Annotated in this window: 22 protein-coding genes; 14 read left to right on the top strand and 8 right to left on the bottom strand. The window is 72.3% G+C overall.

Features of this window, described 5'->3' with window-relative positions; translation table 11 throughout:
* Positions 1–97 precede the first annotated feature (97 nt).
* Positions 98–754, top strand: a complete 657-nt coding sequence (locus K7957_RS02540) for an alpha/beta hydrolase (protein ID WP_132907843.1) — start codon at positions 98–100, stop codon at positions 752–754.
* Positions 755–1,074: 320 nt separating this feature from the next.
* Here K7957_RS02540 and K7957_RS02535 read toward each other — a convergent pair whose 3' ends face one another.
* Both K7957_RS02535 and K7957_RS02530 read right to left on the bottom strand, forming a co-directional pair.
* On the bottom strand, positions 1,075–1,254 hold the full coding sequence (locus K7957_RS02535) for a hypothetical protein (protein ID WP_223010409.1): 180 nt from the start codon (positions 1,252–1,254) through the stop codon (positions 1,075–1,077).
* A complete protein-coding gene (locus K7957_RS02530; protein WP_223010408.1) occupies positions 1,251–2,258 on the bottom strand; it encodes a threonine ammonia-lyase in 1,008 nt (335 codons plus the stop codon). Before K7957_RS02530 ends, K7957_RS02535 begins: the two co-directional genes overlap by 4 nt.
* Before the next feature lie 139 nt (positions 2,259–2,397).
* On the opposite strand from K7957_RS02530, the gene K7957_RS02525 reads away from it, so the two are divergent.
* From K7957_RS02525 to K7957_RS02515, 3 genes are all read left to right on the top strand, one after another.
* The gene (locus K7957_RS02525; protein ID WP_223010407.1) at positions 2,398–3,630 is read left to right on the top strand and encodes a type III PLP-dependent enzyme; all 1,233 of its coding nucleotides are present in this window, start codon (positions 2,398–2,400) and stop codon (positions 3,628–3,630) included.
* A 102-nt stretch (positions 3,631–3,732) separates the two neighbouring features.
* The gene (locus tag K7957_RS02520; RefSeq protein ID WP_223010406.1) at positions 3,733–4,809 is read left to right on the top strand and encodes a 1,9-bis(guanidino)-5-aza-nonane synthase; all 1,077 of its coding nucleotides are present in this window, start codon (positions 3,733–3,735) and stop codon (positions 4,807–4,809) included.
* Between the two features lie 305 nt (positions 4,810–5,114).
* Positions 5,115–6,059 (top strand): alpha/beta hydrolase, encoded by a 945-nt coding sequence (locus K7957_RS02515; protein ID WP_223010405.1) that lies wholly within the window; start codon positions 5,115–5,117, stop codon positions 6,057–6,059.
* Between the two features lie 24 nt (positions 6,060–6,083).
* On the opposite strand, the gene K7957_RS02510 is transcribed toward K7957_RS02515, so the two are convergent.
* On the bottom strand, positions 6,084–7,307 hold the full coding sequence (locus K7957_RS02510; protein WP_223010404.1) for a pyridoxal-dependent decarboxylase, exosortase A system-associated: 1,224 nt from the start codon (positions 7,305–7,307) through the stop codon (positions 6,084–6,086).
* Positions 7,304–8,791: an AMP-binding protein gene (locus tag K7957_RS02505; protein WP_223010403.1), complete on the bottom strand. Its 1,488-nt coding sequence runs from the start codon at positions 8,789–8,791 to the stop codon at positions 7,304–7,306. The genes K7957_RS02510 and K7957_RS02505 overlap by 4 nt, the downstream gene beginning before the upstream one ends.
* Positions 8,792–8,951: 160 nt before the next feature.
* Between K7957_RS02505 and K7957_RS02500 the strand changes: the two genes are divergently transcribed.
* Positions 8,952–9,209: an acyl carrier protein gene (locus K7957_RS02500; RefSeq protein ID WP_223011086.1), complete on the top strand. Its 258-nt coding sequence runs from the start codon at positions 8,952–8,954 to the stop codon at positions 9,207–9,209.
* A 3-nt stretch (positions 9,210–9,212) separates the two neighbouring features.
* Here K7957_RS02500 and trxB read toward each other — a convergent pair whose 3' ends face one another.
* Positions 9,213–10,181, bottom strand: coding sequence for a thioredoxin-disulfide reductase (trxB, locus tag K7957_RS02495; protein ID WP_223010402.1), 969 nt, complete (start codon positions 10,179–10,181; stop codon positions 9,213–9,215).
* A gap of 77 nt (positions 10,182–10,258) precedes the next feature.
* Between trxB and K7957_RS02490 the strand changes: the two genes are divergently transcribed.
* A complete protein-coding gene (locus tag K7957_RS02490) occupies positions 10,259–11,644 on the top strand; it encodes a leucyl aminopeptidase family protein (RefSeq protein ID WP_223010401.1) in 1,386 nt (461 codons plus the stop codon).
* Between the two features lie 218 nt (positions 11,645–11,862).
* Here K7957_RS02490 and tpiA read toward each other — a convergent pair whose 3' ends face one another.
* Positions 11,863–12,609 (bottom strand): triose-phosphate isomerase, encoded by a 747-nt coding sequence (tpiA, locus tag K7957_RS02485; RefSeq protein ID WP_223010400.1) that lies wholly within the window; start codon positions 12,607–12,609, stop codon positions 11,863–11,865.
* 110 nt (positions 12,610–12,719) lie between these two features.
* Between tpiA and K7957_RS02480 the strand changes: the two genes are divergently transcribed.
* A complete protein-coding gene (locus K7957_RS02480) occupies positions 12,720–14,651 on the top strand; it encodes a peptidylprolyl isomerase (RefSeq protein WP_223010399.1) in 1,932 nt (643 codons plus the stop codon).
* Positions 14,635–16,143 (top strand): anthranilate synthase component I, encoded by a 1,509-nt coding sequence (trpE, locus tag K7957_RS02475; RefSeq protein WP_343228278.1) that lies wholly within the window; start codon positions 14,635–14,637, stop codon positions 16,141–16,143. Before K7957_RS02480 ends, trpE begins: the two co-directional genes overlap by 17 nt.
* 149 nt (positions 16,144–16,292) lie before the next feature.
* On the opposite strand, the gene K7957_RS02470 is transcribed toward trpE, so the two are convergent.
* On the bottom strand, positions 16,293–16,724 hold the full coding sequence (locus K7957_RS02470) for a hypothetical protein (RefSeq protein ID WP_223010397.1): 432 nt from the start codon (positions 16,722–16,724) through the stop codon (positions 16,293–16,295).
* A gap of 159 nt (positions 16,725–16,883) precedes the next feature.
* On the opposite strand from K7957_RS02470, the gene K7957_RS02465 reads away from it, so the two are divergent.
* From K7957_RS02465 to lexA, 6 genes are read left to right on the top strand one after another with little or no spacing between them, the layout of a single operon-like run.
* A complete protein-coding gene (locus K7957_RS02465; RefSeq protein ID WP_223010396.1) occupies positions 16,884–17,474 on the top strand; it encodes an anthranilate synthase component II in 591 nt (196 codons plus the stop codon).
* Positions 17,471–18,466: an anthranilate phosphoribosyltransferase gene (gene trpD / locus K7957_RS02460; RefSeq protein ID WP_223010395.1), complete on the top strand. Its 996-nt coding sequence runs from the start codon at positions 17,471–17,473 to the stop codon at positions 18,464–18,466. The genes K7957_RS02465 and trpD overlap by 4 nt, the downstream gene beginning before the upstream one ends.
* Positions 18,463–19,248, top strand: a complete 786-nt coding sequence (gene trpC, locus K7957_RS02455; protein WP_223010394.1) for an indole-3-glycerol phosphate synthase TrpC — start codon at positions 18,463–18,465, stop codon at positions 19,246–19,248. The genes trpD and trpC overlap by 4 nt, the downstream gene beginning before the upstream one ends.
* A gap of 1 nt (position 19,249) precedes the next feature.
* Positions 19,250–19,717 carry a cyclic pyranopterin monophosphate synthase MoaC gene (gene moaC / locus K7957_RS02450; RefSeq protein ID WP_223010393.1) on the top strand — a complete coding sequence of 156 codons (468 nt, stop codon included), beginning with the start codon at positions 19,250–19,252 and terminating at the stop codon, positions 19,715–19,717.
* Complete coding sequence (locus tag K7957_RS02445; protein ID WP_223010392.1) at positions 19,717–20,910, top strand: molybdopterin molybdotransferase MoeA; 1,194 nt, start codon at positions 19,717–19,719, stop codon at positions 20,908–20,910. The genes moaC and K7957_RS02445 overlap by 1 nt, the downstream gene beginning before the upstream one ends.
* 58 nt (positions 20,911–20,968) lie before the next feature.
* The gene (lexA, locus tag K7957_RS02440; protein ID WP_223010391.1) at positions 20,969–21,634 is read left to right on the top strand and encodes a transcriptional repressor LexA; all 666 of its coding nucleotides are present in this window, start codon (positions 20,969–20,971) and stop codon (positions 21,632–21,634) included.
* 84 nt (positions 21,635–21,718) lie between these two features.
* Here lexA and K7957_RS02435 read toward each other — a convergent pair whose 3' ends face one another.
* Positions 21,719–23,881, bottom strand: a complete 2,163-nt coding sequence (locus tag K7957_RS02435) for a ComEC/Rec2 family competence protein (RefSeq protein ID WP_246616618.1) — start codon at positions 23,879–23,881, stop codon at positions 21,719–21,721.
* Position 23,882: the final 1 nt, after the last annotated feature.

Below are 23,882 nucleotides of genomic sequence, written 5' to 3'. Positions count from 1 at the left end.
ATGGAGTCTCGGTCAACCAGTCGTTCCATTATCGGGCGCGCGGCCTATATAGCGCGCTTCTCGCCGGGCCCAACGCCCCGCCTCCAGACGAGTGACCATGCCCGAAGTCATCTTCCCCGGACCCGAAGGCCGCATCGAGGGCCGCTTCGCCCCTGCGCCGCGCCCGCGCGCGCCCGTCGCGATGATCCTCCACCCGCATCCCAACGCGGGCGGCACGATGAACAACCGCATCGTGCAGGAGCTGTATAAGACCTTCCAGCGCCGCGGCTTTGCCACGCTCCGCTTCAATTTTCGCGGCGTTGGCAAGAGCCAGGGCGTGTTCGACAACGGTGTCGGGGAGCTCTCCGACGCGGCCGCCGCGCTCGACTGGGTGCAGAGCTTCCACGCCGAGGCGCAGACCACCTGGGTGGCGGGCTTCGGCTTCGGCGCATGGATCGGCATGCAGCTGCTGATGCGCCGGCCCGAGATCCGCGGCTTCATCTCGATCGCGCCGCCCGCCAACATGTTCGACTTCAGCTTCCTGGCGCCGTGTCCCTCGTCGGGCATCATCATCCAGGGCGCCGAGGACGAGGTAGTGACACCGCTCGCCTCGCAGAAGCTGGTCGACAAGCTGCGCACGCAGAAGCACATCACGATCCACCACGACGTGATCCCGCGCGCCAACCACTTCTTCGAGCACGAGATGGACGACCTGATGCGCTCGGTGGACACTTATCTCGACATGCGGCTGGATCCCAACTCGCCGATCAAGTGACTCGCGAGCGGTCCTCCTAGCTCCTCCCCGCTCGCGGGGAGGGGGACCATGCGCAGTATGGTGCAGGGGGTGCTCCGCTAGCGCCGCGCTGCAAGTTGAGCCCCCTCCACCACACCGTGCGGGCGCGCTCCCGTCCCCGTGCCGGGGAGGCGGACCATGCGCACCATGGTGCAGGGGGCGCTGTCCTACATGAGCGCCACAGCGATAAGCATCGCTCATGCGCCCCGCTTTCACCTCACACACGCGCCGACTCAACATACGCCGCGCGCTCCAACGCGCAGCGGCTCAACATTCGCAACATTCGCGCGCCACCGCCGCGCTCACGTCACCCAGATCAGCACGTTGCCGAGCAGGACCGCGGCCATCACCAGCATCAGCGCGCCCTTGGTGCGGTCGCGCCCCGTCGCGATCAGATAGCCCCCGCCGATCAGACACGCGAGCGCGCCCAGCATCGCCAGCGCCGGCGCGGCCGCGGCGATGCTGCCGAATGCGGGTGTCATACCGGCTCTACCGATCCGGGCGCCGCCGCGACCTCGACCGGTTCGCCGGCGAGCACCGCGGCATAGGCCGACGCGTCGACGTTGCCGCCCGAGAGGATCGCGAGCGTGCCCGGCTCGGCCGCGATTCGTCCCGCGAGCAGCGCGGCCAGCGCCACCGCGCCGCCGGGCTCGAGCACCAGCCGCAGCTGCGCCGCGGCCCAGCGCTGCGCGTCGCGGATCTCGCGCTCGCTCACCGCCACGCCGGTCGCGTCGCGGCGCGACAGCACGTCGAAGGTCAGCGGCGAGACCTGCTGCGTCTGGAGCGAGTCGCACGCGGTCGGCGGCGGGTTCGTGCCGACCGGCTCGATCCAGCTCGCCTCGAGGCTGCGGCGCATGTCGTCCCAGCCCTCGGGCTCGACCACGGTGATCGCCGCCTCGGGCAGCGCCAGCGCGATGCCCGCGGCGAGCCCCCCGCCCCCGCACGGCACCACGACACGCCGCGGTGCGGCGAGGCCGAGCGCCTCGACCTGCCGCGCCGCCTCGATCCCGACGCTGCCCTGCCCCTCGATCACCCAGGGATCGTCGAAGCTCGGCACCAGCGTGGCGCCGCGCGCCTCCGCGAGCCGCGCCGCGATCGCCTCGCGGCGCTGCGTCGCGCGGTCATAGTCGACCACCTCGGCGCCGAGCGCGAGCGTCGACTCGCGCTTCGTGCGCGGGGCGTCGGCGGGCATCACGATCGTCGCGGCGATGCCGAGCCGGCGCGCCGCCCAAGCGATCCCCTGCGCGTGATTGCCCGAGGAGAACGCCACGACGCCCCTGCGCCTCGCCTCGTCGTCCAAAGCGGTCAATCGATGCCACGCGCCGCGTACCTTGAAGGCGCCGACCGGCTGCAAGGACTCGGCCTTCAGTGCTACATCTACTCCGTTGATTTGCCTAACAAAAATCGGTGTCGGCGGGAGCAGGGCGGCGATCTTGGCGGCGGCGTCGCGCACCCCGGCGCGGGTCGGTTGTCGCACAAACGTCACATTTGAACCTTTCGTCCACCGAACCACTTTACAAGCCGGTCCGGCGATCCTACTTCGCGCCTCCGCTGCCCCATGGGACTTCCAACCGCAAGGCAGCTTTTGTCACCGTATGCCGCGAGGCAATTGGAGGTCCCTTGAGTTGCACCAGCATCATCGCGCGCTGGGGTTAGCGCCCCTCTCGACCGTTCCCGCCGACACCGTCGTCGGGGCCCTCGACATTGCCGCCCGTCACCCGGTTCAGCCGGTGACGATCGTTCGTCCGCATGCCGCGGCACGGGCCGCCCGCTTCTTCACGGAGAAGTTTCCGGGCCGGACCATGTATGCGGTCAAGGCGAACCCGAGCCCGGAGCTGCTACGCACGCTCTATGACAACGGCGTGACGTCGTACGACGTCGCCTCGATCGCCGAAGTGCGTCTGGTCGCCCGGACGCTGCCGCAGGCGACGTTGTGCTTCATGCACCCGGTGAAGGCCGAGGAGGCCATCGCCGAGGCGTATTTCACGCACGGCGTGCGCACCTTCTCGCTCGACAGCATGGAAGAGCTGGCGAAGATCGTGCGCGCCACGCGCGGCGCCGCGGACCTCACGCTCTGCGTGCGGCTGCGCGTGTCGTCGGAGCATTCGAAGCTGAGCCTCGCCTCGAAGTTCGGCGTCGCGCCGGACGAGGCGCGCGAGCTGCTGCTGGCGACCCGCCAGGTGGCGGACGCGCTCGGCATCTGCTTCCACGTCGGCTCGCAGGCGATGACGCCCGAGGCGTATAGCAACGCGATGGAGCGCGTGCGCCAGGCGATCGTCGGCGCGGCGGTGACGGTCGACGTCATCGACGTCGGCGGCGGTTTCCCCTCGGCCTATCCGGGGATGACCCCGCCCCCGCTGGAGCGCTATTTCGAGACGATCCACCGCGCGTTCGAGAGCCTGCCGATCAGCTATTCGGCGGAGCTCTGGGCCGAGCCGGGCCGCGCGCTGTGCGCCGAGTATAGCTCGGTGGTGGTGCGCGTCGAGCGGCGCCGCGGCGAGGAGCTGTACATCAACGACGGCGCCTATGGCGCGCTGTTCGACGCGGCGCACATCGGGTGGCGCTACCCGGTCGCGCTGCTGCGTGAGCCGGAGTCGTCCGTCCGCGACCATCCGTTCAGCTTCTGGGGTCCGACCTGCGACGACCTCGACCATATGCCCGGCCCGTTCCCGCTCCCCGCGGACATCACGGTCGGCGATTATGTCGAGATCGGCATGCTGGGCGCCTATGGCGCGGCGATGCGCACTGCGTTCAACGGCTTCGGCTCGGACGAGACGGTGATCGCGACCGACGAGCCGATGCAATCGCTCTACACCGTGGTGGAACCCGCGGTCGCGAGCAACGTCGTTAAGCTGTAACTTTACGACTTCAAGGAATCGACGGCGGCGCGCGGTGGCGTGCCGCCGTCATATGGGTTTCCGCGTCCCCGTGAACGACGTGTACCCCAGTGGGAGCACCCCATGACCGACACCCTCGCCCCCTCGCACGACCAGGCGACGATCAACGACACGCGCAAGGCGGAGCTGCTCTCGAAGCAGGTCAAGCACGTCGACATCAAGAGCTTCGACGCGCGCCCGATCATCGACGCGATGAGCGACATGAGCTTCACGAGCCGCGACCTCGGCCGCGCCACCAAGATCTACAACCAGATGCTGGCCGACAAGGACTGCACGGTGTGCCTGGTGATCGCGGGCTCGACCTCGGCCGGCGGCTGCATGGACCTGTATGCCGAGCTGGTGCGCAACAATATGGTCGACGTGATCGTCGCCACCGGCGCGACCATCGTCGACATGGATTTCTTCGAGGGCCTCGGCCACAAGCATTATCAGGCGCTCGAGATCCCCGACGACGACACGCTGCGCTCGCTCTACATCGACCGCATCTATGACACGTACATCGACGAGGAGGCGCTCCAGAACGTCGATCACACGATCTTCGAGATCGCGGAGTCGCTGGAGCCCAAGGCCTATTCCAGCCGCGCCTTCATCCGCGAGATGGGCAAGTACCTCGTCGAGCATGGCAAGAAGGAGAACAGCCTGGTCAAGCTCGCCTACGAGCATGACGTGCCGATCTTCTGCCCCGCGTTCGTCGACTCGTCGGCGGGCTTCGGGCTGGTCAAGCACCAGGTCGACTCGGCCAAGGCGGGCAAGCCCTATCTGATGATCGACGCGGTCGCGGACTTCCGCGAGCTCACCGAGATCAAGATCAAGGCGGGCACGACGGGCCTGCTGATGATCGGCGGCGGCGTGCCGAAGAACTTCATCCAGGACACGGTGGTGTGCGCCGAGATCCTCGGCCACGAGGACGTCGCGGTGCACAAATATGCCGTGCAGATCACCGTGGCCGACGTGCGCGACGGCGCCTGCTCGTCCTCGACGCTGCAGGAGGCGGCGAGCTGGGGCAAGGTCAACACCGGCATCGAGCAGATGGTGTTCGCCGAGGCCGGCTCGGTGATGCCGCTGCTGGCCTCGGACGCCTACCACCGCGGTCTGTGGAAGGATCGCGACACGCGCGCCTGGGCGAAGCTGTTCGCCTGAGGCGGTAAGGCACGCGCAGGGTTGGGCCCCGTCGGAGCGATCCGGCGGGGTTTTTCCTTGAGCGGTCTAGGAGATGGTTCGCGCGGAGACGCGGAGGCGCCGAGAGGGAATGCCCGGCCCGCGGCGCCTCTCTTCTTGCGACGCTTGATGTCTCCCGCTCGCTGCCCCCGACGAGACCTCGCTGCGCCGCCGCGTCTCTGCGCGAACAACAATTCGCGACATTCGCCTGCGCCGAACCGCCGCTTGCCTACACACGTCCTCATCCCATAGGTCCGTGCGAACGATAAGGCGGCGGGAGCGGGCAGATGCGGATCGATCGGCGCACGATGATGAGCGCTTCCGCCGGGCTGGCGACGCTCGCCGCCGCGCCGCGCACCCTGGCACAGGAGGCGGGAGGGGACACCGTCTGGCCACCGGCCGAGAGCTTCCGGCTCTGGCCCAGGCAGCCGCCCAATGCGCCGCGTCGCCTGCCCACGCCCGACAATCGCATGGAGGGCACCGCGCCGCGCCGCGAGCTGCACCTGCGCGGCGTGGCCGAGCCGGTGGTCGGGGTCTATCGCGCGCCGCGGCCCGACGGTCGCGCGCTGCTGTCGATGCCAGGCGGCGGCTATCGCTTCCTCTCCATCGAGAACGAGGGGATCAACGTCGCGCGGACCTTCAACCCGCTCGGCGTGACCGTCTTCGTGCTGGCCTATCGCCTGCCCGGTGAGGGCTGGCTGGAGAGCGAGGACGTCCCGCTCCAGGACGCGCAGCGGGCGATCCGGCTGATCCGAGCCGGGGCGTCACGCTACGGTATGGATCCGGCCAAGCTGGGGACGGTCGGCTTCTCCGCGGGCGGGCTGCTCGCCGCCAGCCTCGCCACCGCGTCGATGGATCCGGTGTATCAGCGGGTCGACGCCGCCGACGCGGTCGACGCGCGCCCCGCCTTCGCCGGGTTGGTCTATCCCGTGATCACCGGCGATCGGATGCGGATCGGCGCGCGTGCGGCGGCGCGGTTCGACACCGACCGGCGGGTGCGTCGCGACACGCCGCCGATCTTCATCGCGCACGCGCTCGACGACACCACCGTGCCAGTGAGCGAGCCGATGACGATGCTGGCCGCGTGCCAGGCCGCGCAGGTACCCGTCGAGGCGCACTTTTTCCAGCAGGGCGGCCACGGCTTCGGCCCCTCCTACCTACCGCCCGAGTTACCGGGATCGCATTGGCCGCAGCTGTTCGACGCCTGGACCAAGCGCGTGCTGGCGGGGTGACGCGGAGCCGGCCGCGGGCGAGGCTCAGCCGATCACGATCTCGGCGGGCGCCGGATGGCCGAGAAAGGCGCTCGGGCTCGCCGTGAGGCCATAGGCACCGGCGAGGAAGACCGCCACGACGTCGCCCACGTCGGCTTGCGGCAGGAGCACGCGGTCGCCGAGCCGGTCGAGCGGGGTGCACAGGCACCCGACCACGCTCACCTCCTCCTCGCCGTGCGCGCCCATGCGCCCGGCCACCGCGATCGGGTAGTTGCGCCGCACCACCGTCCCGAAATTGCCCGAGGCGGCGAGCTGGTGGTGCAACCCGCCGTCGACGACGAGGAAGGTCTCGCCGCGGCTCACCTTCCGGTCGACCACGCGGGTGAGGTACACGCCTGCCTCCGCGACCAGCCAGCGGCCGAGTTCGAGCGCGAAGTCGCTCCCTGCGAGCACGTCCGCGCGGCGATCGAGCGCCGCGCCGAGTGCCACGCCGACTCGCTCGACGTCGAGCGCCACGTCGCCGGCGAAATAGGGCACGCCGAAGCCGCCGCCGAGGTTGACCAGCGGCGGCGCGGCGCCGACCTCCTCGGCGAGCCGCGCCGCGAGCGCGAGCGTCGCTGCCTGGGTCTCGATCAGCGCGGCCGCGTCGAGCGCTTGGCTCCCCGCGAAGAGATGGAAGCCGCGCCACACCGCCCCGCCCTCGATCAGCAGCCGCACCACCGCGGCGGCCTGCTCGGCGTCGACCCCGAACGGCGAGGCGCGTCCGCCCATCTTCATCCCCGAGCCGCGCAGCTCGAGGTCGGGATTGACCCGCACGGCGGCGCGCGGCGCCACGCCGATACGCGCGCCGACCGCGAGCGCGCGCCGCGCCTCACCCACCGACTCGACGTTGAGCGTCGCCCCCGCCGCGATCGCCGCCGCCAGCTCCTCGTCGCGTTTGCCCGGCCCGGCGAAGCTCACCGCGGCGGCGGGCTTGACCGCGAGCGCGCGCTCGAGCTCACCGCCCGAGGCGACGTCGAGCCCGTCGACCAGCGGCGCGATCGCCGAGAGCAGCGGAGTGAACGGGTTGGCCTTGATCGCATAGTGCAGCCCGACGGCCTCGGGCATCGTCGCGCGGAAGCGCGCCACCCGCGCCGCCACCGCGTCCGCATCGTAGACGAACAGCGGCGAGCCATGCGTGCCTACCAGTGCCGCGGCGTCGGCGCCCGCGATCATCAGCGCGCCGCGCTGCCGCGCGAAGGCGGGCGGCAGCGGGCCGGTCGGCTTCACGCCACCTCCCCGCGCAGCGCCGCGCGATCGAGCTTGCCGTTGGCGTTGCGCGGCAGCTCGGCGCGCCAGACATAGCGCGCGGGCTGCATGAAGCCCGGCAGCCCGCGCTTCAGCCGCTCGCGCAGCGCTGTCTCGCCGCTGCCATCGCCGCGCGCGACCACCAGGATCGCTTGGCCGAGCCGCGCGTCCGGCACGCCGATCGCGACCGCCTCGCTCGTCTCGTCACCGGCGGTCACCGCCTCTTCCACGTCCTGCGGGCTGACGCGGTTGCCCGCGGTCTTGATCATCTCGTCGGCACGCGCCACGAAGCGGAGCAGCCCGTCGGCGCCCTCCACCACCGTGTCGCCCGACCAGACCGCCGTGCCGCCCACGCGCGCGAAGGCCGGTGCGGGGCGGAAGCGCGCCGCGGTGCGCTCGGCATCCTGCCAGTAACCCTGCGCCACCAGCGGACCGGCGTGGACCAGCTCGCCCGGCTCGTCCGCCGCCGCGCGAGTCCCGTCGGGGCGAACCACCAGCACCTCGGCGAAGGGGATCGCGCGGCCGATCGACTCGGGGTAATCGTCGACCAGCGCCGGATCGAGATATGTAGAGCGGAAGGCCTCGGTCAGCCCGTACATCGCGAAGAGGCGTGCGTCCGGGAAGCGCGTACGCAGCCCTCGCACCAGCGCCAGCGTGAGCGCGCCGCCCGAGTTGGTCAGGCGCCGCAGCCGCGTCGCGGTCGGCTTCGGCCAGTCCGTCTCGAGCAGCTGCACCCAGAGCGGCGGCACGCCGGCGAGCGTGGTGATCTCGAGCCGCTCGACCGCCTTCACCACGTCGCGTGGCGTGAGATAATCGAGCGGCGCGACGCTCGCCCCCGCGGCCCAGGTCGAGAGCAGCTGGTTCTGGCCATAATCGAAGCTGAGCGGCAGCACGCCGAGCACACGATCGTCAGGGGTGAGCGCGAGATAATGCGCCACGCTGATCGCGCCGAGCCACAGATTGGCGTGGCTCAGCATCACGCCCTTGGGGCGCCCGGTCGAGCCCGAGGTGTAGAGCAGCGCCGCGAGCGCGTCCGCGTCGGCGCGCGAGCGCGGCAGCGCGTCGCCCTGCCCAGCCGCGACGTGGAGCGCGCACGCCCCGGGCAGGTCGCCCTCCTCCAGCGTGGCGGCGCGAGGGGCGTGGGTGAGCAGCAGCGCGGCGCCGCTGTCGGCGAGAATGTGTGCCACCTGCGCGCGCTTGAGCAGCGGGTTGATGGGCACATGGACCAGCCCGGCCCGCGCAGCGGCGAGCGGCATCCAGCACGCCTCGCGAGTCTTGGGCAGCCAGGTGGCGACGCGCGCGCCGCGCGCGAGGCTCTGTCCGGCGAGCCAGCCGGCGAGCCGCGCCACCGCCTCTTCCGCCGCGGCGTAGCGAACGACGCCGGCGCGATCCACCAGTGCGACCGTGTCGGGTTCGCCGCGCAGGACGTGGTCGATCGGCAGCGGGACGGGATCGAGCGGCACCATGATCTCAGCCCTTAGAGCGGATCGCGCGCGGACAGTAGCGCCCACGTCGTCGCGCGGGGAGGAAAGCGCTTCGGTTGCACTCCGCCGCGCCGCCGCCTAACGCCGCGCGCATCGCCGCTCGCCGCGGCGCGAGCGAGGAGGCAGCGTGATCCCGGAAGGCATGAGTGAGGTCGAGGTGACGGTGCGCGCGGTACTCGCCGACGTGCTGGCGCTCGCCCCCGAGCGGGTCGACACCTTCCGCGCCGACACGCCGCTGTTCGGTGCGCTCCCGGAGCTCGATTCGATGGCGGTGGCGGGCGTGCTCACCGAGCTCGAGGATCGGCTCGGCATCGTCATCGAGGACGACGAGGTCGACGGCGAGATGCTCGAGACCTTCGGCGCGCTCACCCGCTTCGCGGCGAACAAGGCGCTGCTCTGAGCCTTACTCCGCCGCCTCGCTGATCTCGGCGAACTCGGCCGCGGCGAGGAAGCGTTCGGCGTCGAGCGCGGCCATGCAGCCCGTACCCGCCGCGGTGACGGCCTGGCGATAGACCTTGTCCATCACGTCGCCGCACGCGAACACGCCGGGCACGCTGGTGCGCGTCGACCCGGTCTCGACCGCGATATAGCCGTCCTCGTCGAGCGCGAGATGCCCGCGGAACAGCTCGGTCGCGGGATGGTGGCCGATCGCGACGAAGCCGCCGTCGACGTCGATCCGCGAATGCTCGCCGGTGCGGGTGTCCTCGAGGTCGAGCGCGACGAGGCCGGCATTCCCACCGCCGTCGATGAATTCGCGCACCTCCTTGTTCCACAACACCTTCACATTGGGGTGCGCGAACAGGCGCTGCTGCAAGATGCGCTCGGCACGCAACGAGTCGCGGCGGTGGATCAGCGTGACGTCGTCGGAATGGTTGGTGAGGTACAGCGCCTCCTCGACCGCGGTGTTGCCCCCGCCGATCACCGCCACCTTCTTGCCGCGATAGAAGAAGCCGTCGCAGGTGGCACAGGCGCTGACGCCCTTGCCTTTCATCGCATCCTCGCTGTCGAGCCCGAGCCACTTGGCCTGCGCGCCGGTGGCGATCACCAGCACCTCGCCCTCGTAGACGTCACCGCCGTCACCGATCAGCCGGAACGGGCGGCGCGTCAGGTCGACCTCGACGATCGTGTCCCACATCAGCCGCGTTCCGACATGCTCGGCCTGCGCCTGCATCTGCTCCATCAGCCAGGGACCTTGGATCACCTCGCGGAAGCCGGGGTAGTTCTCGACGTCGGTGGTGGTGGTGAGCTGGCCGCCGGGCTGGATCCCCTGAACGACGATCGGCGCCATGCCGGCGCGCGCGCCGTAGATGGCCGCCGAGAGCCCGGCCGGGCCCGAGCCGAGGATCAGCATGCGAGTCGTGTGCGTGGTCATGCCGGCGATGTAAGGTGCCCGTCGCGCGAAGGGAACCGCGCGTTGCGCGCAGGCCCGAGTCCTGCTTTTGTCCCGCGATGACCGACTTCTCCGCGCTCCTCCAGCCCGACCGCGGCCAGCCCGCGCGGCTGCTCCACGTCGTCCACCCGGACGCTTATGACGGCTGGCTCGCTACCCAGCCGGCGCGCGCGCGCGTCGCCGCGACGGTCGCGCGGGTGACGGGCAAGGCGGGCGACCGCGCGATCCTGCCCGGCGACGACGCGGCGGACTGGGCGGCGCTGCTCGTGTGCGACGAGGAGCCGTCGTCGCCGTGGCGGATCGCCTCGCTCGGCGAGGCCCTGCCTGAAGGGACGTATCGGCTCGCCGGCGAGGTGCCACTCGGCGCGGCGGGGCTCGGCTGGCTGCTCGCACAGCATCGCTTCGCGCGCTACCGCAAGCCCGAGCCGGTGCGGCCGCGCGTGCTGCTCACACCCGTCGTCGGCGCGATCGACGAGACGGTGCGGGTCGCCGCGGCGACCGCGCGCGTCCGCGACCTGGTCGATACCGGCGCGAGCGATCTCGGCCCGGCGGAGCTGGAGGCCGAGGCGGACGCGCTGGCGCGGGCGCACGGCGCGACCGTCACGGTCACGCGCGGCGACGCGCTAGCCGCCGGCTACCCGATGATCCACGCCGTCGGTCAGGCGGCGACGCGCGAGCGCGCGCCGCGGCTGATCGAGCTGCTGTGGGGCGATCCGGCGCACCCGCGCGTGGCGCTGGTCGGCAAGGGCGTGTGCTTCGACTCGGGCGGGCTCGACATCAAGCCGTCTGCGGGGATGCGCCTGATGAAGAAGGACATGGGCGGCGCCGCGCACGCGCTGGCGCTGGCCGGGCTGGTGATGCAGGCGCGGCTCAAGGTGCGGCTCCACGTGCTGATCCCGGCGGTGGAGAATGCGATCTCGGGCAGTGCCTTCCGCCCCGGCGACGTGCTCCAGACGCGGATCGGGCTCACGGTGGAGAACACCAACACCGATGCCGAGGGCCGGCTGATCCTGGGCGACGCGCTGGCGCGCGCGGCGGAGGAGTCTCCCGCCCTGCTGATCGACTTCGCGACGCTGACCGGCGCGGCCCGGGTCGCGCTCGGCCCTGATCTGCCCGCCACCTTCGTGCAGAACGAGGCGCTCGCCGCCGAGCTGCTCGGCGCGGCGGAGGCGGTGCGCGACCCGCTGTGGCGGCTGCCGCTGTGGAGCGGCTATGACGAGATGCTCAAGTCGGACGTCGCCGACCTGGTCAACGCGCCCGATGGCGGCTTCGCGGGAGCGATCACTGCGGCCCTGTTCCTGCGCCGCTTCGTGCCCGCGACGCTGCCCTGGGCGCACCTCGATACCTTCGCCTGGCGCCCCACCGCCAAGCCGGCGCGTCCGCGCGGCGGCGAGGCCTATGGCCTCCGCGCGGCCTACGCGCTGCTGAAGGCGCGGTTCGGCTGAGATCAGCGGGCGGAGGCGCACCACCTCCAAGCCGCTCTCGCCCTCGAATTGCGTCATCCGGGAGTTGGTCCGGGATCCACCGTGCCGCACGGCCAGGCAGCGTCGCTCCCGCGGACGGCTGGGTCCCGGACCAAGTCCGAGATGACGGGATGGGGAAGAGCGTTCCGGTGTTCTCGCAGAAGAGTCCTTTAGCGTCGGGGCAGCACGTCGCGGCTCCGCTACACCGCGGCCGCGGCGGCGATGATCGGCACGAACTTGGCCGCGGTGAGGCTGGCGCCGCCGACCAGCGCGCCGTCGACGTCGGGCGTCTCCAGGATCGCGCGCGCGTTGTCGCCCGTGACCGAGCCGCCGTAGAGGATCCGCACGCCAGTCGCCGCGTCGCCGATCAGCTTGCGCATCTTGGCGCGCGCGATCGCGTGGATGGCGGCGATGTCCTCCAGCGTCGGGGTCGCGCCGGTGCCGATCGCCCAGCGCGGCTCATAGGCAAGCGTGAGCCAGTCGCCCGCGGCATTCTCGGGCAGCGATTTCTCGATCTGCGCCTGCACCACGCGCTCGGCGCGGCCCGCGTCGCGCTCCGCCCCCGTCTCGCCGAAGCACAGGATCACCTGCAGGCCCTGGCGATGCGCCGCGGCGGCCTTGGCCCAGGCGTCCTGGCTGGTCTCGTGCTGGTCGTGGCGCCGCTCGGAATGACCCACGATGGTGAAGCGAGCCCCCGCCTCGCGCACCATCGCCGCCGAGACACAGCCGGTATGCGCGCCACTGTCGGCCTCGTGCACGTCCTCGGCGCCGATCAGCAGCGCGGGCACCCGCTCCGCCGCGGGCGCGATCAGCGTGAACGGCACCGCCACCATCACGTCCACCGCCGGGGTCGCGGCCGCCGCCGCGACGATCGCCTCCAGCTCGCCCAGCGCGGCGCGGCTGCCGTTCATCTTCCAGTTGCCGGCGACCAGCTTGCGACGCGTCATCCCGCTCCCCCATCCCGTTTCGGACCCGCGATAACCGGCCTCGCGGCTTGATGCCACCTCGGCTTGTCCCTAGGACGCGGCGTTCCCCTTCATCCGGTCCCCGCTCGCTTATGCTCACCTTCTTCCGCGGCCTCATCCACTCCAAGGTCGGCGTGATCGTCACCTTCGGCGTCCTGATCGTCATCGCGCTCGCCTTCGCGGCCGGTGACGTGACCGGGCTGGCGAGCAGCACCGGGCTGGTCGGCCACCCGATCGCGAGCGTCGGCGGCGAGAGCGTCACCGCCGCGGAGATCCGTCAGCAGGCGCGCGACGAGCTCACCCAGGCGCGGCAGGAGCAGCCGACGCTCGACATGGCGCAGTTCGTCCAGCTCGGCGGACTCGACGCGGTGATCAACCGCAACGTCAGCGCGCTCGCGCTCGAGACCTTCGGACGCGATCAGGGCATGCGCGTCAGCCGTGCGCTGATCGGTAGCGAGCTCAAGGCGATCCCGGCCTTCGCCGGCGCGACCGGCCAATTCGACCAGCAGGCCTATGAGCGGCTGATCGCGCAGCGCGGCTTCACCGACGCGCAGGTGCAGGCGCAGTTCGCGCGCCAGATCATGGTACAGTTCCTCACGCAGCCGACGATCGGCGCGCACCAGGTGCCGCAGCAGCTGGCGCTCACCTACGCCTCGCTGCTGCTCGAGCGCCGCACCGGCCAGGTCGCGTTCGTGCCGGCGGCACCGAGCGGCGCCGCGCCGAGCGATGCCGAGGTGCAGCAATGGTATCGGCGCAACGTCGCGCGCTACACCACGCCCGAGCGGCGCGTGATCCGCTACGCGGTCGTCGGCCCGCAGCAGGTCGCCGGCCAGGTGACGCCGAGCGACGCCGAGGTGCAGAAGGCCTATGACGCCGCCAAGGCGACCTACGCGCCCAAGACGCTGCGCGACGTCACGCTGGTGACCGTGCTCGACGAGAAGGCCGCGGGCGCGCTCGCCGCCAAGGTCAAGGCGGGCACCCCGCTCGCCGCCGCGGCACGTGCCGCGGGGCTGGAGCCGCGCACCATCACGGGGGTGGACCAGGGTGTGCTCGCCACGCAGACCTCGCCCGCGGTCGCGCAGGCGATCGCGGCGGCGGCGAGCGGCGCGGTGGTCGGCCCGGTGCGCGGCGCGATCGGCCTCGTCGTCGCGCGCGTCGACAAGGTCACGAACGATCCCGGCAAGACGCTGGCGCAGGCTCGGGACGAACTCGTAGGCCAGCTGCGCGCGAGCAAGACCAAGGCGGCGATCGGCGCGATCCGCGACAAGGTCGACGACTCGCTCGCCGACAATGCGAACATCAGCGAGGTGGTGAACGACCAGAAGCTCAGCGCGCAGACCACGCCGGCGCTGCTGCAGAACGGCACCAACCCCGACCAGCCGCAGACAGCCGCCGATCCGGGTATGGCACCGATCGTCGCCGCCGCCTTCGCCGCCGAGGAGGGCGACACGCCGACCACGGTCAACCTCGGCGAGGACGGCAGCTTCGCGGTGGTCGCGCTCGACCGCACGGTGCAGCCGACACCGTTGCCGCTCGCCGCGGCGCGCGCGCGCGTCGTCGCCGACCTCACCGCCGACCGCGCCGCCAAGGCGGCGCAGCAGGCCGCGAGCGCGCTCGTGACGAGGGTCAACGCCGGTGCCGCGCTGCCCGCGGCGCTGTCGGCGGCGGGGGTGAAGGCGCCTCCAGTGCAGCCGATCAGCGCGTCGCGCGGCGAGATCACCGCGCGCGGCCAGGTCAACCCGGTGCTCGCGGCGCTGTTCAGCATGGCGCCGGGCAGCGCGCGCGCGGTGCCGTCGCCCGACGGCAAGGGCTGGCTGGTGCTCAAGCTCGACCAGGTCGTGCCGGGTGACGCGCGCAAGCAGCCGCCACTGATCCAGGCCACCCGCGTCGACCTCGGCCGCGCGATCGGCCCAGAGTACGCGCAGCAATTCGCCGATGCGGTGGCGAAGCTGCAGGGGGCCAAGCGCTTCGACGACGCGATCGCGCAGCTCAAGCAGGATCTGGTCGGTGGCGGGGCACAATAGCGCCGCGGCGGCGCGCGCCGCGCTGACGGAGAGTCGCCCCGCGCTGGTGTGGCGGCGCCGGATCGCCGACACCGAGACGCCCGTCGCCGCCGCGCTCAAGCTGATCGAGCCGGGCCGCGGCGACTTCCTGCTCGAGTCGGTGGAGGGCGGAGCGGTGCGCGGGCGCTACAGCCTGATCGGGCTCGCCCCCGACCTCGTGCTGCGCGCCCAGGGCGAGCGAGCGGAGATCAACCGCTACTGGCTCGACGATCGCACCGCCTTCGCGCCCTGCCCCGAGCCGACGCTGGCGGCGCTGCGCGCGCTGGTGGCGAGCATCCGCATGGACGTGCCCGCCGATCTGCCCGGCGCGCTCGCCTGCCTCGTCGGCTATTTCGGCTATGAGACGGTCGGGCTGGTCGAGAAGCTGCCCGCCGCGCCGGTCGACTCGCTCGAACTGCCCGACCTGATGTTCGTGCGTCCGACGGTGGTGCTGGTGTTCGATCGGCTCGCCGACGCGCTGTTCCTCGTCGCGCCGGTATGGCCCGGGACGGACGCGCCCGACGCGATGGTAGCGCGCGCCGAGGAGCGGCTCGACGCGGTCGAGGCGCGGCTGGCGCGAGGCGCCCTGCCGGCGGCGGCGCGCACCGACGCGGCCGACCTCGCGCTCTCTCCGGTGCTGCCGGCGGGGCGCTACGGCGAGATGGTCGCGGCGGCGAAGGAGTATATCGCCGCGGGCGACATCTTCCAGGTGGTGCTGGCGCAGCGCTTCACCGCACCCTTCCCGCTCCCCGCGTTCGAGCTTTACCGCGCGCTGCGACGAATCAACCCGTCGCCCTTCCTCTACCATCTCGATCTGCCCGGCTTCGCGCTGACCGGCTCCTCCCCCGAGATCCTCGTGCGCGCGCGCGACGGTGAGGTGACGATCCGCCCGATCGCGGGCACGCGCCCGCGCGGCCGCACCGCGGCGGAGGACGCCGCCCACCGCGACAGCCTGCTCGCCGACCCGAAGGAACGCGCCGAGCATCTCATGCTGCTCGACCTCGGCCGCAACGACGTCGGCCGTGTCGCCGCAGCGGGGACGGTGCAGGTCACCGACAGCTACGGGATCGAGTTCTACAGCCACGTCATGCACATCGTCTCCAACGTCGTGGGCCGGCTCGATCCCCGGCACGACGCGATCGACGCGCTGTTCGCGGGCTTCCCCGCGGGAACCGTGAGCGGCGCGCCCAAGGTACGCGCTTGCCAGATCATCGCCGAGCTCGAGCCGGAGAAGCGCGGCGCCTACGCGGGCGGCGTGGGCTATTTCTCGCCCGACGGCTCGATGGACTCGTGTATCGTCCTGCGCACCGCGGTGGTGAAGGACGGCTTGATCCATGTCCAGGCGGGCGCGGGAATCGTCGCGGACAGTGACCCCGCCTCCGAGCAGCGCGAGTGCGAGGCCAAGTCGGGCGCGCTGCTCGCGGCCGCGCGCGAGGCGATCCGCCAGGCGAGCGAGCCGGGGTTCGGTCAGTAACGGGCCGCGGAGCAGTTGTGGCCTAGATCTCTTGCGTCATCCCGGACTTGGTCCGGGATCTACCCCAACGCGGGAGCAGAGGGTCCTGAGCACGTCGGGCCGTGAATACCAGCCCCGGTCAACCCTGACGGCGTTCCGCAGAGCCGACGTCACCGACCGCCGGGGATCATCGAGTCGTTCTTTTCCGCGGCGCGCTTCTCGGCGGCGAAGGCGTTGTTGATCGCGAGCGCGCAGCCGGACTGACCAGCGGCGCCGACCGGCGAGCAGCTGTCCGGCACGCCACCGTTGACTCGGCTGGCGCGGTCCGCGACCGCGACGCGATTGGTCCACGCCTGGTTCTTCGCGGCGGGCTCGGCGGTGTTGCGCAATTCCTTGGGGATGCGGAACTGCTCCTCGGGGTTGAGGGTCGTGCACACCACCACCTCGTCGCCCTGCGCCTTGGGGCATTGCTCTTTCCCCGAGAGCGTCACGCTCCGCACGCGCTGCGGCGCCCGCCTCGTATCTCCCACACTCTCGGTCTGCGCCGCGGCGGTGAGCGGCAGCGCGAGACCGGCGACCATCACGACTAGCGTACGCAGCATCGACTTTCTCCTCGCTGACCACAACGCCTGCCATAGCCGCTGGCTCCGCGCGAGTGGTGGCCCCGCTATGTCGAATGTTTGCCGCCGCGCAAGAAACCTTTCGCCACCGCGGCGCAGCGGCGTGTTGCGATGCGCCCCGCATCGGTTATGGCGGTCGGCATGATCCTGGTGGTCGACAATTACGATAGCTTCACCTGGAACCTGGTCCATTACGTGATGGAGCTGGGCGCCGAGGTGCGCGTGGTCCGCAACGACGAGCTGACCGCGGCCGAGGCGCTGGCGAGCGGCGCGCGCGCGATCCTGATCTCGCCCGGGCCGTGCACGCCCAATGAGGCGGGCATCAGCCTCGAGCTGGTCGCGGCCTGCGCGGAGGCGCGCCGGCCGCTATTGGGCGTATGCCTCGGCCATCAGGCGATCGGGCAGCATTTCGGCGGCCAGGTCGTGCGCGGCGGCCTGATGCACGGCAAGACCTGCCCGGTCGAGCATGACGGCACCGGCGTGTTCGAAGGCCTGCCCTCGCCCTTCATCGCGACACGCTACCACTCGCTGATCGTCACCGACGTGCCGGACGTGCTCGCGGTCAACGCCACCGCGGCGGACGCGTCGGTGATGGGGCTGCGCCACCGCGAGCTGCCGATCCACGGCGTGCAGTTCCACCCGGAGAGCATCGCCACCGAGCACGGCCACGCGCTGATCGCCAATTTCCTCCGGCTCGCAGGTATCGAGCATGTCGCGCGGGCGGCGGCGTGACCACCGTCGCGCTGCTGCCCGACCCGGCCTCGCCGCTGTCGCGCGAGAGCGCGGCCCAGGCCTTCGCCGATATTCTCGACGCGCGAGCGAGCGAGGAGGCGGTCGCCGACTTCCTGCTCGAGCTGGCGCTGCGCGGCGAGACGAGCGTCGAGATCGCCGAGGCGGCGCGCGCGCTGCGTGATCGGATGATCCCGATCACCGCGCCGGCGGGCGCGATCGACGTCTGCGGCACCGGCGGCGACGGCCAGCACACGCTCAACGTCTCGACCGCGGTGAGCCTCGTCGTCGCGGCGTGCGGCGTGCCCGTCGCCAAGCACGGCAATCGCGCCGCCTCGTCCAAGGCGGGCGCGGCCGACACGCTCGAGGCGCTCGGGCTCGACATGGAGCGCGCCGGCGCGCAGGCCGAGGCCACGCTGCGCGACCTCGGCATCTGCTTCCTGTTCGCGGGCAACCATCACCCCGCGATGCGGCGCATCACACCGATCCGCCGCAGGGTCGGGCGCCGCACGATCTTCAACCTGATGGGCCCGCTCGCCAACCCGGCGCATGTCACGCGCCAGCTGATCGGCATCGCGCGGCCGGATTATGCCCCGATCTACGCCGAGGCGCTCGAGCAGCTCGGCAGCGAGGCGGCGCTGGTCGTCGCCGGCGAGGAGGGACTCGACGAGATCTCCGGCGCCGGTCCGACGCAGGTGGTATCGATCGGCGCGGTGGCGCTGCCGGCGCGGATCACGCCCGAGGACGCCGGTGTCGCGCGCCACCCGACGCTGGCGATCCGCGGCGGCGACCCGGCCTATAACGCGCTCGCGCTGCACCAACTGCTCGGCGGCCAGCGCGGCGCCTATCGCGACGCGGTGCTCGTCAACGCCGCCGCCGCACTGGTGCTCGCCGCCCGCGACACCTCCCTCACCGAGGGTGCCGCGCGCGCCGCCGAGGCGCTCGATCGCGGCGACGCGGGTGCGCTGCTCGACCGCTGGATCGCCTACGCATGACCATCCTCGCCGAGATCTGCGCCGCCAAGCGCGACGACGTACGCGCGCGCCGCGCCGCCGCGAGCGACAGTGCGCTGCACGCACGCGCCGCGGCCCAGACCGCCCCCCGCGGCTTCCGCGCGGCGCTGGAGCGCAGCGTCGCCGCCGGGCGGCACGCTCTGATCGCCGAGATCAAGAAGGCCAGCCCCTCCAAAGGGCTGATCCGCGAGGACTTCGACCCGCCGGCGCACGCGCGCGCTTACGCCGCGGGAGGTGCCTCCTGCCTCTCGGTGCTGACCGACGCGCCCTATTTCCAGGGGCACGAGGAGTATCTGATCGCGGCGCGCGCCGCCTGTGACCTGCCCGTGCTGCGCAAGGACTTTACCGTCGACCCGTGGCAGGCGCTGGAGGCGCGCAGCGTCGGCGCCGACGCGATCCTGCTGATCGTTGCCGCGCTCGACGACACGCTGCTCGCCGAGTGCGAGGCCGCCGCGATCGAGCAGGGGCTCGACGTGCTGGTCGAAGTGCACGACGCCGCCGAGCTCGAGCGCGCGGCGCGTCTGCGCTCGCGGTTGATCGGGGTCAACAACCGCGACCTGCGCAGCTTCGAGGTCGACGTGCGGCGCAGCTGGGAGCTGGCCGGGCGTGCACCCGAGGGCTCGCTGCTGGTCGCGGAGAGCGGCCTGAGCACGCGCGACGACCTCGACTCGCTCGCGGACCACGGCGTCCGCTGCTTCCTGATCGGCGAGGCGCTGATGCGCCAGCCCGACGTCGCCGCGGCGACTCGCGCGCTGGTGGGCTGAGGTGGCCGGGCTTACCCACCTCGACGACGCCGGTGCCGCCCACATGGTCGACGTCGGCGGCAAGCAGGTGACGCGGCGCGAGGCAACGGCCACGGGGCGGATCCACATGGCGCCGGACGCGGCCGCGGCGATCCGCGACGGCGCTGTCGCCAAGGGCGATGTCCTGGCCGTGGCGCGCGTCGCCGGGATCATGGCCGCCAAGCGTACCAGCGAGCTCGTCCCGCTCTGCCACCCGCTGCCGATCAGCCGCGTCGTGCTCGACCTGGCGGTGGATGAGGGCGGGGTCACGGCCGCGGCGACGGTCGCGACCGACGGCAAGACCGGGGTGGAGATGGAGGCGCTCACCGCGGTCTCGGTGGCGCTGCTCACCGTCTACGACATGGCCAAAGCGCTCGACAAAGCCATGGTGATCGGCGGGGTGCGCCTGCTCGCCAAGAGCGGCGGTCGCTCGGGCGACTGGCGCGCCTGATGACGCCGGCGCCGCGATCCGCGCTGCTGCCCGTTGCCGAGGCGCAGGCGCGTGTGCTGGCGCTGGGCACGCCGGTCGACACGATCGACGTGCCGCTGTTCGAGGCGCTCGGGCGCTGGGCCGCGGCGCCGGTGGTGGCGCGGCGCACCCAGCCCGCGCGCGACGTCTCGGCGATGGACGGCTATGCGCTGCGCTACGCCGACCTGCCCGGCCCGCTGCGCGTCGTCGGCGAGAGCGCCGCGGGCGCACCTTACGCGGGCGAGCTGGCGTCCGGCGAGGCGGTGCGGATCTTCACGGGCGCGGTCATGCCCGCGGGGAGCGACACCGTGCTCGTCCAAGAGGAGGCGCGGCTCGAGGGCGACCGCGTCGCGCTCGACGGCGAGGGCCCGGCGCGGCGGGGCCGCAACGTGCGCGCGCGCGGACTCGACTTCGCCGAGGGCGACGTGCTGGTCGCGCGCGGCGAGCGTTTCACCCCCGCGCGGCTCGCCGTCGCGGCGACCGGCGGTGTCGGCCGCGTGGCGGTGGCGCGGCCGGTGCGGGTCGCGCTCGCCGCGACCGGCGACGAGCTGGTCGAGCCCGGCACGCCGGGGGGGGCGCTGCCCGAATCCAACCGGCTGCTGCTGCGCGCGCTGCTCGCCGACACCGGCGCGGAGATCGTCGACCTCGGCATCCTGCCCGACCGGCTCGACGTGCTCACCGAGGCCTTCGCCGGGGTCGACGCCGACGTGCTGGTCACCACCGGCGGCGCGTCGGTCGGCGACCATGACCTGGTACGACCCGCGCTGGCGGCGGCGGGCGTAACGCTCGATTTCTGGCGCATCGCGCTGCGCCCCGGCAAGCCGATGCTGGCGGGGCGGCGCGGCGGGCTGGCGGTTGTCGGCCTGCCGGGCAACCCGGTCTCGGCCTTCGTCACCGCACTCCTCTTCGTTCGCCCGCTCGTGGCGCACCTCGCTGGCGCGGCTGAGCCCTTTCCCGCCGCGACGAGCGCGATCCTCGGCGAGGACCTGCCCGCCAACGGCGAGCGCAGCGACTATCTGCGCGCCGAGCTGCGCGAGGGGCGAGCTTACGCCTCGACCATCCAGGACAGTTCGATGCTGCGCACGCTGGCGCGCTCGACCTGCCTCATCGTTCGGCCGCCGCACGCCCCCGCGGCGCGCGCAGACGACTCGGCGGAAATCCTCGTCATCGCTTGACGAGGCCCGTCGTGTTCCATAAAGGTTCCGCATCCGTTCGCGAATGGGGAGTGTGGACATGCTGACGCGCAAACAGCACGAGCTGATCTGCTTCATCGAGGATCGGCTCGCCGAGAGCGGCGTGTCGCCCTCGTTCGAGGAGATGAAGGATGCGCTCGAGCTGAAGAGTAAGTCGGGTGTTCACCGGCTGATCAGCGCGCTCGAGGAGCGCGGCTACCTCCGCCGCCTGCCCAATCGCGCGCGCGCGCTGGAGGTGCTCAAGGCGCCCGAGCGCGGCGAGCCCAAGCGCGCCGCCGTACCGGCCAAGCGCGCCGCTGTCGCGCCGGCGCTACCTGCCAATGATATCGTCGAGATCCCGCTCCACGGTCGTATCGCCGCAGGCGTGCCGATCGAGGCGTTCGAGGGCGCGACCACCCTTCCCGTTCCCGCCGCGCTGCTCGGCAGCGGCGAGCATTTCGCGCTGGAGGTGGCGGGTGACTCGATGGTCGACGCCGCCATCCTCGACGGCGACTATGCGCTGATCCGCCGCCAGGAGGTGGCACGCGACGGCGAGATCGTGGTGGCGCTGATCGACGAGAGCGAGGCGACGCTGAAGTACTTCCGCCGCGAGGGCGCGATGATCCGGCTCGACCCGGCGAACCGCTCCTATGACCCGCAGCGCTACGCGCCGACCCAGGTGCGCGTGCAGGGCAAGCTGGCAGGCATCCTGCGCCGCTACGACTGAGTGGGGGGCTCGCTTGCCGGTGCACCTAGCGAGCGGCGGTGATCGCCTGAGCGCGCGCGAACGCCTCGGCACCGCATAGCCAGGTCAAGGAACGGCAGATCCTGTCTGGCGCGCCTTCGCGCAGACAGCAGCCGAGCTTCGCCATCGGCAGCGCTCATCGTTCCGGCCTCCGGCGGTCGCCTGTGGACTCGACGGCACTTCCGCCGCCAGCACCCATGGGTGCTCGTCCCGCTCCACTCGCACCGTCACCACGCGCGCGCGCGCGCGCGGAAAGGTGACGGCAACGCCGCCGGTGTGGGCCAGCGCGGCACGATCTAGCGTGAGCCAGCGTGCGCGGCACCGGCGCGGCAGCCGGCGCTCACTCACGACCACGTCCGCCGCGGCACACAGCGTCGCCAGCCGCTCCAGCGGCACGGTGTAGCCGCTGCGTGTCGCCAGCACGCGCCACCAGCGCCCGTCGACGCGGCGCTGCCACCAGCAGAGGTCGCGGTTGCAGCGCGCCTCGCGCGACTCGCTGAGCAGCCCCGGCACGCCGTCGATCCCGCCGTTCTGGGCGAGCACATCGCGGACATAGCCGCCGGCGCGATCCCGGAGCAGCGCCAACCCACCGTCCGCCTGTCGCACCGCGAGATGGCGCCCGTCGCCCGTGACGAGGAGGTCCGGCGCGGGCGTCAGCAATGTCCACGCGGCGCCGACCGCGAGCGGCACCAGCCCGAGGTAGCGCCACCGCGTGCGCCACAGCGCGAGCCAGATCCCGCCCGTCACCATCGTCGCGAAGGCGCCGAGCGGCATCGCCGGGATCGCGCGAACGGCGCCGGGCAGCGCGGCCACGCCGTGCGCGATCCACAGCAGGAGCGCGATCGCGCGTCCCGCCACCCACCAGGCCGGCGCGCCCCAGCCGATCGCATCGAGCAGCAGCGCCAGCGCGACAGCGGGCATGATCGCGAAGGTGGTCAGCGGGATCGCGACGATATTGGCGATCGCGCCATAGGCGCCGGCCTGGTGGAAATAGAAGACCGCGATCGGCATCAGCGCGAGCTCGACCACCGCCCCGGTCACCAGCAACGACACGCCCTCGCGCAGCCATTTTCGCGGCCAAGGCTCGTCGCGAGCGAGCAGCGCGGCGCGGACCCGCGGGTGTTCGTGCAACGCGACGATCGAGGCGACCGCGGCGAAGGAGAGCTGGAAGCTCGGTCCCACCACCGCCTCGGGCCAGGCGAGCAGCACGACCAAGGCGCCCATCGCCACCAGCCGCAGCGTCAGTGCCTCGCGCCCCAGCGCCAGCGCCGCGAGCACCATCAGCGCGGCGACGCAGCTGCGGATCGTCGGCACCTGCGATCCGGTCAGCCAGGTATAGCCGATCGCCGCGCCCGCGCCCGCCCCGGCCGCGACGAGCGGGAGCACCCCGGTGAGCGCCAGCCGTCGCGAGAGTGCGAGCAGCCGCAGCACCGCCGCCATCACGATCCCGACCGTTGCCGTGATGTGCAACCCGCTGACGGAGAGCAGGTGCGCCAGTCCAGCGCGGCGCATCGCGAGCGAGTCGGTGTCGTCGATCGCGCCCATGTCGCCCGTCACCAGCGCGGCCGCGATGCCCCCGGCGCTGCCCGCGAGCGCCGTCGTGATGTGCGCGGTGAGCCGATCGCGCACGCCCGGCGCGCCGCGACCCCGTAGCGCGACGGGCTCGAAGCCGCGCCCGCTCGCCCCTACGCCGTCGAACCAGGCCGCGCGCGCGGCGTCATAGGCGCCGGGGACAGTCGGGAGCGCCGGCGGCATCAGCCGCGCCCGCAAGGTCATCACCGCCCCCGCCCCGAGTGTCGGCGGCACAGTGCGTTGCGGCAGGCTGACGCGGACGCGCAGCGGCGCGCGGCGCGGCGGCCGCTCCCATCGCAGCCTACCCAGGGTCACCCGCACGAGTCCGCGCGCGGGCAGCGGCTCGACCTTCTCGACCGAGCCGGCGAGGCGCTCCACCGCAGGCCGATCGAGCGTCGGCGCGGCGACTCGCGCCGCGCGCGCCCAGGCCAGCCCGGTCCCCGTGGCGACCGCCAGCCCCAGTATCGCCGCGAACGGCGCCGCGCGCCCGCCACGCCAGGTCGCCGCCGCGGCGCTTGCCACGCCGAGCGCGAGCAGCATCAGCGCCAGCCACTCGCGTCGCCCCGGCAGCACGAACCACGCGGCGGCGCCCGTGCCCAACGCCACCGGCAGCCACAGAAATGTCTGATCGCGCTCCGCCTCCAGCCAACGTTCCAAA

This window comes from Sphingomonas yunnanensis (assembly GCF_019898765.1).
GTDB lineage: Bacteria > Pseudomonadota > Alphaproteobacteria > Sphingomonadales > Sphingomonadaceae > Sphingomonas > Sphingomonas yunnanensis.
The sequence above is the reverse complement of the archived record's forward strand: the minus strand, read 5'-3'. Positions and strand labels throughout refer to the sequence as shown.

Bases quoted from the DNA above. Each gene is read 5' to 3' on its own strand.
- K7957_RS02540 (WP_132907843.1), top strand. From the start codon at position 98: ATGCCCGAAGTCATCTTCCCCGGACCCGAAGGCCGCATCGAGGGCCGC.
- K7957_RS02535 (WP_223010409.1), bottom strand. From the start codon at position 1,254: ATGACACCCGCATTCGGCAGCATCGCCGCGGCCGCGCCGGCGCTGGCG.
- K7957_RS02520 (WP_223010406.1), top strand. From the start codon at position 3,733: ATGACCGACACCCTCGCCCCCTCGCACGACCAGGCGACGATCAACGAC.
- K7957_RS02515 (WP_223010405.1), top strand. From the start codon at position 5,115: ATGCGGATCGATCGGCGCACGATGATGAGCGCTTCCGCCGGGCTGGCG.
- K7957_RS02505 (WP_223010403.1), bottom strand. From the start codon at position 8,791: ATGGTGCCGCTCGATCCCGTCCCGCTGCCGATCGACCACGTCCTGCGC.
- K7957_RS02500 (WP_223011086.1), top strand. From the start codon at position 8,952: ATGAGTGAGGTCGAGGTGACGGTGCGCGCGGTACTCGCCGACGTGCTG.
- trxB (WP_223010402.1), bottom strand. From the start codon at position 10,181: ATGACCACGCACACGACTCGCATGCTGATCCTCGGCTCGGGCCCGGCC.
- K7957_RS02490 (WP_223010401.1), top strand. From the start codon at position 10,259: ATGACCGACTTCTCCGCGCTCCTCCAGCCCGACCGCGGCCAGCCCGCG.
- tpiA (WP_223010400.1), bottom strand. From the start codon at position 12,609: ATGACGCGTCGCAAGCTGGTCGCCGGCAACTGGAAGATGAACGGCAGC.
- K7957_RS02480 (WP_223010399.1), top strand. From the start codon at position 12,720: ATGCTCACCTTCTTCCGCGGCCTCATCCACTCCAAGGTCGGCGTGATC.
- K7957_RS02470 (WP_223010397.1), bottom strand. From the start codon at position 16,724: ATGCTGCGTACGCTAGTCGTGATGGTCGCCGGTCTCGCGCTGCCGCTC.
- K7957_RS02465 (WP_223010396.1), top strand. From the start codon at position 16,884: ATGATCCTGGTGGTCGACAATTACGATAGCTTCACCTGGAACCTGGTC.
- trpC (WP_223010394.1), top strand. From the start codon at position 18,463: ATGACCATCCTCGCCGAGATCTGCGCCGCCAAGCGCGACGACGTACGC.
- K7957_RS02445 (WP_223010392.1), top strand. From the start codon at position 19,717: ATGACGCCGGCGCCGCGATCCGCGCTGCTGCCCGTTGCCGAGGCGCAG.
- lexA (WP_223010391.1), top strand. From the start codon at position 20,969: ATGCTGACGCGCAAACAGCACGAGCTGATCTGCTTCATCGAGGATCGG.